The organism is Microbacterium sp., assembly GCF_003248605.1.
GTDB lineage: Bacteria > Actinomycetota > Actinomycetes > Actinomycetales > Microbacteriaceae > Microbacterium.
Genome location: NZ_QFPF01000085.1, coordinates 1 through 11,154 on the forward strand (window position 1 = coordinate 1; position 11,154 = coordinate 11,154).

11 protein-coding genes and 1 tRNA gene are annotated in these 11,154 nt (G+C 70.8%); 10 read left to right on the plus strand and 2 right to left on the minus strand.

Annotated elements, in window-relative coordinates; genetic code table 11:
• From DI573_RS11090 to DI573_RS11110, 5 genes are all read left to right on the plus strand, one after another.
• On the plus strand, positions 1-654 hold a 654-nt coding region (locus tag DI573_RS11090), incomplete at its 5' end, for a pseudouridine synthase (RefSeq protein ID WP_292814048.1).
• Positions 655-1,770, plus strand: a complete 1,116-nt coding sequence (locus DI573_RS11095; protein ID WP_292814051.1) for a prephenate dehydrogenase — start codon at positions 655-657, stop codon at positions 1,768-1,770.
• Entirely contained in the window at positions 1,763-2,473 is a 711-nt protein-coding gene (cmk, locus tag DI573_RS11100) for a (d)CMP kinase (RefSeq protein WP_292814054.1), read from the plus strand. Before DI573_RS11095 ends, cmk begins: the two co-directional genes overlap by 8 nt.
• A complete protein-coding gene (gene der / locus DI573_RS11105) occupies positions 2,463-3,983 on the plus strand; it encodes a ribosome biogenesis GTPase Der (RefSeq protein ID WP_292814057.1) in 1,521 nt (506 codons plus the stop codon). Before cmk ends, der begins: the two co-directional genes overlap by 11 nt.
• Before the next feature lie 147 nt (positions 3,984-4,130).
• A complete protein-coding gene (locus DI573_RS11110; RefSeq protein ID WP_292814059.1) occupies positions 4,131-5,036 on the plus strand; it encodes an NUDIX hydrolase in 906 nt (301 codons plus the stop codon).
• A 9-nt stretch (positions 5,037-5,045) separates the two neighbouring features.
• Here the strand turns inward: DI573_RS11110 and DI573_RS11115 are convergent, their stop codons facing one another.
• Positions 5,046-5,429, minus strand: coding sequence for a S4 domain-containing protein (locus DI573_RS11115; RefSeq protein ID WP_292814061.1), 384 nt, complete (start codon positions 5,427-5,429; stop codon positions 5,046-5,048).
• A 211-nt stretch (positions 5,430-5,640) separates the two neighbouring features.
• Between DI573_RS11115 and DI573_RS11120 the strand changes: the two genes are divergently transcribed.
• Together DI573_RS11120 and DI573_RS11125 are read left to right on the plus strand one after the other, a co-directional pair.
• The gene (locus tag DI573_RS11120) at positions 5,641-6,393 is read left to right on the plus strand and encodes a sulfite exporter TauE/SafE family protein (RefSeq protein WP_292814075.1); all 753 of its coding nucleotides are present in this window, start codon (positions 5,641-5,643) and stop codon (positions 6,391-6,393) included.
• Between the two features lie 100 nt (positions 6,394-6,493).
• A tRNA-Pro gene (locus DI573_RS11125) sits at positions 6,494-6,567 on the plus strand.
• Between the two features lie 200 nt (positions 6,568-6,767).
• Here DI573_RS11125 and DI573_RS11130 read toward each other — a convergent pair.
• Positions 6,768-7,961 carry a DHA2 family efflux MFS transporter permease subunit gene (locus DI573_RS11130; RefSeq protein ID WP_292814064.1) on the minus strand — a complete coding sequence of 398 codons (1,194 nt, stop codon included), beginning with the start codon at positions 7,959-7,961 and terminating at the stop codon, positions 6,768-6,770.
• A 21-nt stretch (positions 7,962-7,982) separates the two neighbouring features.
• Here DI573_RS11130 and DI573_RS11135 point away from each other — a divergent pair, with 21 nt between their 5' ends.
• Genes DI573_RS11135 through DI573_RS11145 form a run of 3 tightly spaced genes read left to right on the plus strand, consistent with a single transcriptional unit; the run spans position 7,983 to position 10,906 of the window.
• Positions 7,983-8,552 carry a glycosyltransferase family 2 protein gene (locus DI573_RS11135; RefSeq protein WP_292814067.1) on the plus strand — a complete coding sequence of 190 codons (570 nt, stop codon included), beginning with the start codon at positions 7,983-7,985 and terminating at the stop codon, positions 8,550-8,552.
• A 48-nt stretch (positions 8,553-8,600) separates the two neighbouring features.
• Positions 8,601-9,872 (plus strand): glycosyltransferase family 2 protein, encoded by a 1,272-nt coding sequence (locus DI573_RS11140; RefSeq protein ID WP_292814070.1) that lies wholly within the window; start codon positions 8,601-8,603, stop codon positions 9,870-9,872.
• The gene (locus DI573_RS11145; RefSeq protein ID WP_292814072.1) at positions 9,869-10,906 is read left to right on the plus strand and encodes a glycosyltransferase; all 1,038 of its coding nucleotides are present in this window, start codon (positions 9,869-9,871) and stop codon (positions 10,904-10,906) included. Before DI573_RS11140 ends, DI573_RS11145 begins: the two co-directional genes overlap by 4 nt.
• Positions 10,907-11,154 lie beyond the last annotated feature (248 nt).

The window sequence follows — 11,154 nt, forward strand, 5'->3', positions numbered from 1 at the left end:
CTCGTCGACGTCGACGGCACCGCGATCCAGCTCGATGCGTCCAAGCGCTACGTGATGCTGAACAAGCCGACCGGTGTCGTCAGCTCGATGAGCGACGACCGGGGCCGGCCCGACCTGCGTCGCTTCACGACGGACTGGCCCGAGCGCCTCTACAACGTGGGGCGCCTCGACGCGGAGACGAGCGGGCTGCTGATCCTCACCAACGACGGCGGGCTCGCCCACGTGCTCGCCCACCCGAGCTTCGGTGTGACCAAGGTCTACATCGCCAAGGTCGCGGGGCGCGTGCTGCCGCAGACGATCGCCCGCCTGACCCGCGGGGTCGAGCTCGAGGACGGTCCCATCGCCGCGGACAAGGCTCGGCTGCTGGACGCCTCGGGGTCCTCGAGCCTCGTCGAGCTGACGCTGCACTCGGGACGCAACCGGATCGTCCGACGCATGATGGCCGAGGTCGGCCACCCAGTGCGCGAGCTCGTGCGGCGTCAGTTCGGTCCACTGCACCTGGGAACCCTCCCAGCGGGCAGGACGCGGGAGTTGACTAAGGTAGAGCGCGGTGCGCTTCTGACTCTCGCGCGCCGCGATCCTGCCCCCGGCGCCGATCTCGCCGCCGAAGAGCCGCCGTCGAGCGGCGCGGGCGGAACCCTCCAGGAGATCTGAGTGACCGACATCCATGCCCCGCGGATCGCCGCGCGCACGACGGGACCCGTCCGCATCGTGGGCGCCGGCCTGCTCGGCGCGAGCGTGGGCCATGCGCTCGCCGCCCGCGGCATCGACGTCGCGCTCGCCGACACCTCGCCCGCGCAGCTGCGCCTCGCGATCGACTACGGCGCGGGCCGCGCTGCGCGCGAAGACGATGCCCCCGCGCTGGTCGTGGTGGCGGTGCCGCCCGATGTCACCGCCGATGTCATCGCCGCCGAGCTCGCCCGTCACCCCGGTGCGGTCGTCACCGATGTCGCGAGCGTCAAGCTCGAGCCCTACCTCGAGCTGCGGCGCCGCGGCGTCGACCTGACCCGCTACATCGGCTCGCATCCGCTCGCGGGGCGCGAGCGCGGCGGCGCGATCTCGGCCCGCTCCGACCTGTTCGTCGGCCGGCCGTGGGTCGTGTGCCGCGACGAGGAGACCTCCCGCGAAGACCTCGCGCTCGTCGAGGGACTCGCCCTCGACCTCGGCGCGACGCCGATCGAGATGACCCCCGAGGAGCACGACCGCTCCGTCGCGCTCGTCTCGCACGTGCCCCAGATCGTCGCAAGCCTGCTCGCCGCCCGTCTGCGCGAGGCCCCCGACTCGGCGCTCTCGCTCGCCGGTCAGGGCGTGCGCGACACGACCCGCATCGCGGCGTCGGCGCCCGAGCTGTGGGTGCAGATCCTCGGCGCGAACGCGGCGCCCGTCGTCGACATCCTGGATCTTCTGAGCATCGACCTCGCCCACGTCGCCGACGCCCTGCGAGCACCGGATGCCGCCGGCTCGCGCCGGGCCGTGGCCGACACCATCCGGCGGGGAAACGAAGGCGTCGAGCGTCTGCCCGGCAAACACGGCCAGAACCGCCGGTTCGAGCAGATCGTCGTCATGGTCGACGACACTCCGGGCCAGCTCGGCCGCCTGTTCGGCGAGCTGGGCGAGCTCGAGGTCAACGTCGAGGATCTGCGCCTGGAGCACTCGCCCGGCGCGCAGTTCGGTCTCGCCGAGATCAGCGTCGCCCCGGCGGCGGTGGCGCGCGCGGTGACGGGACTGGAAGAGCGGGGATGGCGGATTGCGAGCACCGGACATGACTGAGATCGATTCGTACACCACCGCGGGCGACGCACCGATCGTCATAGCGATCGACGGCCCCGCCGGCAGCGGCAAGTCGAGCGTAGCCAAGCAGGCCGCGCGGCGGCTCGGTTTCGGCTACCTCGACACCGGCGCCGCTTATCGCGCTCTCGCCTGGCACATCCTGGCGCGCGGTGCGGACACCTCCGACTCATCGGATGTGCTCGACGCGTCCGGAGACTTCGACTTCGCGATCTCGACCGACCCGGGCGACTACTGGGTGCGAGTGGGCGATGTCGATGTGACCGAGGCGATCCGCGAACCGCGGGTGACGGATGCTGTCAGCGGTGTCGCCCGCGTGCCCGCGATCCGGCAGGCCGTCAACGGCCTGTTCCGGCAGATCATCGCGAACGCGCCGCGGGGGATCGTCGTCGAGGGTCGCGACATCACGACCGTCGTCGCCCCGGACGCGCCCGTGCGGCTGCTGCTCACGGCGGCGCCGGAGGTGCGCGCGGCGCGACGCAGCGCCGAGCTGACCGGGCACGACGTGGCCTCGGTGGCCGCGGCGCTCACCCGACGCGATGCCTCCGACTCTGCGGTGGTGGATTTTCTCACCGCCGCCCCCGGGGTCGACGTCGTCGACTCCACCGACCTGGATTTCGAACAGACCGTCGACGCCGTCCTGGCGGTCGTCGACACGAAAGTGGGAGTGCGCGATGGGCGCTGACGACTACGAGGGCGCACCCGACAACCTCGCCGAGAAGCTCGCCGAGCTCGATCCCGAGTTGGTCGAGCAGCGCGCCGCGACGCTGCGGGCATCGCTGTCGGACTACGACCTCGACGAGGACGATGCCGCTCTGCTCGCGGGACTTGAGAGCGGCATCGACGGCATCGAGTTTCTGCCGGCGCTGCCCGTGGTGGCGATCGTGGGTAGACCCAACGTGGGCAAGTCCGCGCTCGTGAACCGCATCCTCGGACGCCGCGAGGCCGTCGTCGAGGACACGCCGGGCGTCACGCGCGACCGCGTGACCTACAAGGCCGAGTGGATGGACCGACGCTTCTCGCTCGTCGACACCGGCGGCTGGGAGCCCGACGCCCGCGGAATCGACGCCTCCGTCGCCGCTCAGGCCGAGGTGGCGATCGACCTGTGCGATGTCGTCATGTTCGTCGTCGACGCGATGGTGGGTGCGACATCCACCGACGAGAGCGTCGTGAAGCTGCTGCGCCGCAGCGGCAAGCCCGTCTTCCTCGTGGCGAACAAGATCGATGACGCCCGGCAGGAGCCCGAGGCCGCCGCGCTGTGGAACCTGGGCCTGGGCGAACCCCACCCCGTCTCGGCGATCCACGGCCGCGGAGTGGCGGACCTGCTCGACGAGGTCATGAAGGTGCTGCCCGAGGTCTCGGCGGTCGCCAAGAACGAGATCGGCGGCCCGCGCCGTGTGGCGATCCTCGGTCGCCCCAACGTCGGCAAGTCGTCGCTGCTGAACAAAGCCGCGGGTGAGGAGCGGGTCGTCGTCAACGAGCTCGCCGGCACCACGCGCGACCCCGTCGACGAGGTCGTGGAGCTCGGCGGCAAGCTGTGGCGGCTGGTCGACACCGCCGGCATCCGACGCCGTGTGCATCTGCAGCAGGGCGCCGACTTCTATGCGTCGCTGCGCACGTCGACCGCGCTCGAGAAGGCAGAGGTCGCCGTCGTCGTGCTCGATGTCTCGCAGCCGATCAGCGAGCAGGACGTCCGCATCATCGACATGGTGCTCGAGTCGGGGCGCGCGCTCGTGCTCGCCTTCAACAAGTGGGATCGCCTCAGCGACGACGACATGGAGAACGCCGACCGCCGGCGCTACCTCGAGCGAGAGATCGAGCAGGACCTCGCGCACGTGGCGTGGGCGCCGCGCGTCAACATCTCGGCGCGCACCGGACGGCACCTCGAGAAGCTCGTTCCGGCCCTCGAGACGGCCCTGGACTCGTGGGATCAGCGCATCCCGACCGGCAAGTTCAACGCGTTCCTCTCCGAGCTCGTCGCCGAGCACCCGCACCCGCTGCGCGGCGGTAAGCAGCCGCGGATCCTCTTCGGCACGCAGGCCACGACCCGGCCGCCGACGTTCGTGCTGTTCACCACCGGATTCCTCGACCCGGGGTACCGCCGGTTCATCCAGCGGCGCCTGCGCGAGCTGTTCGGCTTCGAAGGGTCGCCCATCGTGATCAACATGCGCGTGCGGGAGCGTCGCCAGCGCTGACCCCTGCGCGGGGGCACGGCTCTCGGGCTCGGATGCACGAGAGGCGGTGCCCGTGGTGTCTCGTGATGCTCCGGAGGCTACATGCGCACCTTCGATCGTGCAGATGGCCGCACGCCGGGCCCGTCGAGGGTGTGCGAGGCTGTGGTGATGACGATTCAGCCGCCCCTCCCGGGTGAGCCGCGTCGCCCGCACGGGCCGCGCGACCCCGGCGACGCCTGGGTGATCGCGGATTCGGGCGAGCGGTACTGGGGCCGTTTCGGCGCGGCGGGGCTGTTGGCGGTGGATGCCGAGCGCGGCATCCTGCTTCAGCATCGGGTGTCGTGGAGCCACTTCGGCGGCACGTGGGGCCTTCCCGGTGGCGCGCGCCACGAGGGCGAGTCGGCGTTCGACGGCGCGCTGCGCGAGGCGGGCGAAGAGGCGGGCGTGCCCGCGGACGCCGTCGCGTCGCGGTTCGCGCACGTACTCGATCTCGGCATCTGGACGTACACGACCCTCGTCGCCGATGCCGTGATCGGCTTCGAGCCGGTCATCAGCGACCCCGAGAGCTATGCGCTGGAGTGGGTGGCCCTCGACGAGGTCGGCGAGCGCCCTCTGCATCCGGGTTTCGCCGCGGCATGGCCCGAGCTGCGGGCCGCGCTCGCGCACCGACCGGCCCTGGTGGTCGATGCGGCGAACGTCGTGGGTTCGGTGCCCGATGGCTGGTGGCGCGATCGCGCGGGTGCCGCGGGTCGGCTGCGCGATCGCCTCGAGGTGCTCGCGGCGACGGGTGTGCCCGGTGCGCACCTCGAACTGCCGCACGAGAGGTGGTTCCCCGGGGTGACGCTCGTCGTCGAGGGGCGTGCGCGTGACCTGGCCGACACCGTCGGCCTCGTGCGCACGGTGCGCGCGCGCGGCGAGGGCGATGACACCATCGCCAGCGAGGCGGCTCTGCTGGTCGACTCGGGATTCGACGTGACGGTCGTCACGAGCGACCGCGGCCTCGCCGATCGGGCACGGGATGCCGGGGCGTCGGTGCGCGGCGCGGGCTGGCTTCTCGGCCTGCTCGATTCCTGACGCGACCCGCTAGTCCTGCTCGCGGCCGCGCAGCTTCTCGATGTCACGCCGCTCGCGCTTGGTCGGGCGTCCCGCGCCGCGATCGCGCATCGGCACGCTCGGGATCATCTCGCGCGGGGGCGGCGGGGGAGTGCGATCCTCGTAGGCCGTGGCGGCGACCGCTGCGCTCACCCGCTTGGTGATCGGGGCGCGGACGACCAGGATGCGGTCGAACCCGTGGATGCGCACGCGCAGTTCGTCGCCCGGGCGCACAGCCTGCGCGGCCTTCGCCTTTTCGCCGCCCACGCGCACGTGCCCGGCCCGACACGCGGATGTCGCCGCCGACCGCGTCTTGTAGATGCGGATCGCCCACAGCCAGCTGTCCACGCGCACCGACGCCGCAGCATCCGTCATCTGAGTGCCTCGACGCGGGCGGCCGCCGCGGGCCCGACGACATCACCGCGTGGGCCGGTGTGCGAGCGGGAGATCGGGATCGTGGGCATGCACCGAGAGTAGGACGACATGCCGCGATCCGTCGATCCGGCCGCCCATGGCGCGCGCGATAGCGTGGTGATGTGAGGATCGAACGCGTGCCGTGCCGGAGCTGACCGGGCTCGCGTGGGTGATGCTCGTCGCCGGTGCACTGATCATCGGACTGTCGAAGGCGGCTCTGCCCGGCGCGACGACCATCGCCGTCGCACTCTTCGCGGCCGTTCTGCCGGCCAAACAGTCGACCGGGACGATTCTCGTGCTGTTGATCGTCGGCGATCTCTTCGCGCTGTGGGCCTATCGGCGCCACGCCGACATCCCCGCTCTTCTGAAATTGGCGCCGGCGGTCGTGGCGGGGCTGCTTCTGGGCGCGCTGTTTCTCGCGCTCGCGTCGGATGCGGGCGTACGCAAGACGATCGCCGTGATTCTGCTCGTGCTCGTCGCGATCACGCTCTGGCGGCGGTTCGTTGCCGCGCGGGCCGTGGCGGGAGCGGATGCCGTGGTCCCTGCGGTTGCTCCGACGGCGGGTGCACCGCGACGCGTGACCGCGGCCGTCTACGGTGCGCTCGGCGGCTTCACGACGATGGTCGCGAATGCGGGCGGGCCGGTCATGTCGATGTACTTCCTCGCGGCGCGGTTTCCGGTCAAGGCCTTCCTGGGCACCGCGGCATGGTTCTTCGCGACGGTGAACATCATCAAGCTCCCCTTCTCGATCGGTCTGGGGCTGCTCACGCTGCCCGGCCTCCTCATCGACCTCGTACTCATCCCGGGCGTGATCATCGGCGCGTTCGCGGGGCGCTGGATCGCCGGGCGCATCAGCCAGCGCGTGTTCGAGTGGATCGTCATCGCGCTGACGATCGTCGGCGCGCTCTACCTGCTCGTCCTCTGAGTGGCGACGAGGGGTCTTCGGCGCGTGCGCCCGCCGTGGTTCGCGGGTGGGGGCGGGAGCGGGTAACATGGGGGAGTTGTCTTCGCGCAAGCGAAGGCTTCGGGATGTGGCGCAGCTTGGTAGCGCACTTGACTGGGGGTCAAGGGGTCGCAGGTTCAAATCCTGTCATCCCGACCGGAAATGAAAAGGGTCGGCCGAAAGGCCGGCCCTTTTCGTTTCCCGCGAGCGATCACGGGCGGGCCCACGCCGCCGGAGGCTCCGCGTGCCGCGCAGCGGCGCGTGGAGGGGCGGTGGGGCGCATCCCGACCGGAAATGAAAAGGGTCGGCCGAAAGGCCGGCCCTTTTCATTTTCCGCGAGTGCTAGCGGGCGCCGATCAGTGCAGCGGCACCTCGGCGCGAGCCACTTTCGTCGGCTTGATGAAGAGGGTGAGTACCACCGCGATGAGTGAGACCACGCCGCCGACCATGAAGGCGGCCTGCATTCCGGCGGATTCTGCCGCGACAGCATCCACCCCGGTCGCGCCTGCGGCGACGGTCGACATCACGGTGATGAAAACGGCCGTTCCAGCCGCGCCGGCGAGTTGCTGCACCGTGTTCACGATGGCGCTGCCGTGCGAGTAGAGCTCGTTGGGCAGGACGCCGAGCGCCGTCGTGAGCAGCGGGGTCAGCGTCAGTGCGAGGCCGATGCTGAAGAGCACGTGCATCGCGACGATGAGGGCGACGGCCGAGTCGGGCCCGAGCGTGGCGAACATCCACAGCGCAGCACTGATCATGATCGCCCCCGGAATCAGGAGCGGACGAGGGCCCACGGCGTCGTACCAGCGGCCCACGAGCGGGGCCGCGAGACCCATGAGCACACCGCCGGGCAGGAGCACCAGTCCGGACGCGAGGGTGTCGAGGCCGACGACGTTCTGGAGGTACAGCGGGAGCAGGATCAGGGTGCCGAACATCGCGATCATGCTGACGAAGACGAGGATCGTGGACAGGGAGAACAGGGGAGTGCCGAAGGGGCGCAGGTCGAGCAGTGCCGCGTCGCGACGCTGCAGGCTGCGTTGACGCAGCACGAACGCGACGAGCGTGATGGCGCCGACGACGAGCGCCACGACCGGGCCGACCGCGCTGTGCGATCCACCGCCCTCGCCGAAGGAGCCGAGGCCGTAGATGATCCCGCCGAAGGCGACCGCCGAGAGGACGATGGAGAGGACGTCGAACCGCACGCGGGAGGTCTCGGACACGCTCTTGATCGTGAGAGCTCCCACAGTGAGGGCGATCAGCGCGATCGGCAGCACCAGCCAGAACAGCCAGCGCCAGTCGAGCACGCTCAGCACCAGACCCGAGGCGGTCGGACCGATGGCCGGTGCGACCGAGATGACGATCGAGATGAGCCCCATCATCGCGCCGCGCCGGTGCGGGGCGACGAACCCGAGCGCGGTCGTCATGAGCAGCGGCAGCACGATCGCCGTCCCGCTGGCCTGGATGATGCGGCCCGTCAGCAGCAGACCGAATCCGGGGGCGAGGGCGGCCAGAAGCGTACCTGCGGAGAACAGCGACATCGCGGCGACGAACATCGTGACGGCAAGGGCAACGCGATGGCCTGCGGCTTCCGCGCCGCGACGGGAGACATCATCGTCATGCTCGACGCGGATGGATCGGCGGACCCGGCGGAGATCCCGGCGTTCGTGTCCGCCCTGATCGCGGGAGCGGACTTCGCCAAGGGGAGCCGCTTCGTCTTCGATCCCCGCGCCGGCAGCGACGACATCACCGCGCTGCGTCGAGCCGGCAACGCGGGTCTCAATCTCGTCGCCAACGTCCTCTTCCGTTCGCGCTTCACCGACCTCTGCTACGGCTACAACGCCTTCTGGCGGCGAGTCGTGCCGGTGCTCGATCTTCCGCTGCCGAGCGTCGAACGCACCGAGAACATGCAGTGGGGCGACGGATTCGAGATCGAGACGCTCATCAACTGCCGCATCGCCGCCGCGGGGCTGACCATCACAGAGGTCCCGAGCACCGAGCTGCGTCGTATCCACGGCGAGACGAATCTGCGCACCTTCGCCGACGGCACGCGCGTGCTGCGAACCCTCGTCGCCGAATGGATCCGCGCTCGCCGCCGAGGTGCCGCCCCCGATGTCGCTGTCGGTGCCCTGACGGCGCGGGGCTGACCGTCATGGAGCAGCGTGACGTCACCGGCTGGGCGCCCTCGGGGGGGGATGCTGGCGGTCGAGCTTTCCGGGCCGATCCCCTCCATCGCGGCATCGCGTGTTGAAGAAGCCGCGGGCAGCCACTTCAGCATCCTGGTGACTCTCCACGGCTGTCCGCTCGCGATGACCCAGGTGGCAGCGCCGCCGACGGGCGTCTCCGCCGAACAGCTGGCGACGATCCTCTGGCGGCTCCCCGAGATCGCCGACCACCTGCGCGGCGACGGGCTCGTCGTTCCGGACCGCCTGCCGGTCGGTGGCCTCGATGCGGTGCCGTCGCCGCCCTGTCTGGCACGCCGGCGTCGGGCGATGGCTGATGCCCCCTCGTTCACCGTGCTCGTCGCGACCCGCGACCGCACCGAGAGCCTCCTGCGCTGCCTGACCTCCGTCGCCGCGCTCGACTACCCCGACTTCGACGTCGTCGTCGTCGACAGTGCGCCGTCGACCGACACGACCCGCCGTGCTCTCGAGCAGATGGCAGGGCGGGTGGGACGAGCGCGGCTCTCATATGTGCACGAGTCGCTGCCCGGTCTGGCGCGCGCGCACGCGGCGGGCTTGGCTGCGGTCACCGGAGCGTGGGTCGCCATCACCGATGACGACGTCGTCGTCGACCCTCACTGGCTGGCAAGCCTCGCCGAGGCCATCACCTGGGATCACGACATCGCCTGTGTGACCGGGCTGATCCTCCCGGCTGAGCTGCTCACCCCCGCCCAATCGCTGCTCGAACAGTACGGAGGCTTCGCCCGCGGCTTTGTCCCTCGCCTCTTCGACGAGCAGGGCAATCGGCCGATCGATCCGCTCTTCCCGCTCACGGCCGGTCGTTTCGGATCGGGTGCGAACATGGCTTATCGCGTCGATGCGCTGCGCGCGGCGGGCGGATTCGATCCGGCGCTGGGTGCGGGCACGCCGGCGCGAGGCGGTGACGATCTCGCCGGGTTCCTGCGCGTGATCCGCCGCGGCCACACGCTGGCGTATCAGCCGTCGGCGATCATCTGGCATCACCATCGCAGGGAGTACGACGGCCTGCGCAGACAGGCGCGGCACTACGGGGTGGGCCTGGGTGCGTACCTCACCGACGCGATCGTGCGCGAACCTCGTCTGGGCGTGCTCCTGGGCCGAAGATCGATCGCCGCGGTGGCGCATCAGTTCGGCAGCGCATCGCCGAAGCACAGCAGCAAACGGGCGGGGTTTCCGAAGGAGCTCGAGCGCGCGGAGCGACTGGGCATTCTGCTGGGTCCTTTCGCGTACGTCCGCAGCCGGCTCGCGCTGCGGGGCGCACGGTGACCGTCGCGGTCGTCATCTGCTGCTACACGCGGGCTCGTCTGTCCGACACCGTTGCGGCGATCGAATCGTCGCGGGCGCAGGAGCCCGCGCCCCGCGTCATCGTCGTCGTCGATCACAACCCCGACCTTCTCGATCTGCTCGCCGGACGCTATCCGGACCTCACCGTCACCCCGAACCGGTTCGCCCGCGGACTGTCGGGCGCCCGCAACACGGGCATCGCGGAGAGCGTCGAGGACGTCGTGGCGTTCCTCGACGACGACGCCGTCGCCCAGGCCGGGTGGTTGGCCGCGATCGGTGCAGAATTCGAGGATGAGGCCGTCGTCGCCGTCGGCGGCCACATCGCGCCGGCCTGGGACGTGGTGCGACCGCCGTGGTTTCCCGCCGAGTTCGACTGGGTGATCGGATGCAGCTACGTGGGGATGCCGTCGACTCGGACGATCGTGCGCAACGTGATCGGCGCGAACATGGCCTTTCGTCGTCCGACGCTGGCGGCGGTCGGCGGCTTCGGAGCCGAACTGGGCAGGGTGGGCGCGAACGCGGCGGGGTGTGAAGAGACCGAACTCTGCATCCGAGCCGCCCGCCGGACGGGCGGTACGGTCATCTATCAGCCGGCCGCCCGTGTGCGGCATCGTGTCACCCCGGATCGTGCGCGGCTCGCCTACTTCGTCCGACGCTGCGTGGCCGAGGGGCGGTCCAAGGCGATCGTCATGCGTATGCACCCCGGCGGCGCGAGGCTCGGTGTGGAGGGGTCGTACGCGGTGCGGACTCTGGGGCGCGGGGTCGGTCGGGGGGTAAGGGACGCCGTCCGCCATCGTCGCGGTGCACCGCTGCTGCGGTCAGCGGCGATGGTCCTCGGGCTGGTGTGCACCGGAGCCGGGTTCGTCGCCGAGGGAGTCCGAGGGGCGATCTGCGGGCTGGTCGGTCACGCCCCGCGACCACCGCGCAGCCAGGACTTGAGCGCGCCCATATCGAGCACCGGCCGATACCGGGGGCAATCACCTGGGCAGAGCGCGCAGTCGGTGCCCCGTCTGTAGTGCTCGTGTGCGGCGCGCTCGTGCCCGCACCGGCAGTGGATGATCTGCTTCATCAGGCTCCGTACGACGGCCGCGTGCGGTCATCACCCGTGCGGACCCGGCAATCATAGTCGCTGCGGGGCGTGGCGCCTCGTCGGGCGGTGCGCACAGCTGCGGACCGGCCGCGGCGACACGCCGGTACCGAGGCGGGTCGCGCGGCGTGTCGGGCGTCGAGGTCCGCAGCTGTGCATGGGCCGACGGTGAGGTCG

What these genes read in the sequence shown, in the direction of transcription:
- cmk (WP_292814054.1), top strand. Translation starts at nt 1,763, where the DNA reads ATGACTGAGATCGATTCGTACACCACCGCGGGCGACGCACCGATCGTC.
- der (WP_292814057.1), top strand. Translation starts at nt 2,463, where the DNA reads ATGGGCGCTGACGACTACGAGGGCGCACCCGACAACCTCGCCGAGAAG.
- DI573_RS11110 (WP_292814059.1), top strand. Translation starts at nt 4,131, where the DNA reads ATGACGATTCAGCCGCCCCTCCCGGGTGAGCCGCGTCGCCCGCACGGG.
- DI573_RS11115 (WP_292814061.1), bottom strand. Translation starts at nt 5,429, where the DNA reads ATGACGGATGCTGCGGCGTCGGTGCGCGTGGACAGCTGGCTGTGGGCG.
- DI573_RS11120 (WP_292814075.1), top strand. Translation starts at nt 5,641, where the DNA reads ATGCTCGTCGCCGGTGCACTGATCATCGGACTGTCGAAGGCGGCTCTG.
- DI573_RS11130 (WP_292814064.1), bottom strand. Translation starts at nt 7,961, where the DNA reads ATGTTCGTCGCCGCGATGTCGCTGTTCTCCGCAGGTACGCTTCTGGCC.
- DI573_RS11135 (WP_292814067.1), top strand. Translation starts at nt 7,983, where the DNA reads ATGGCCTGCGGCTTCCGCGCCGCGACGGGAGACATCATCGTCATGCTC.
- DI573_RS11140 (WP_292814070.1), top strand. Translation starts at nt 8,601, where the DNA reads ATGCTGGCGGTCGAGCTTTCCGGGCCGATCCCCTCCATCGCGGCATCG.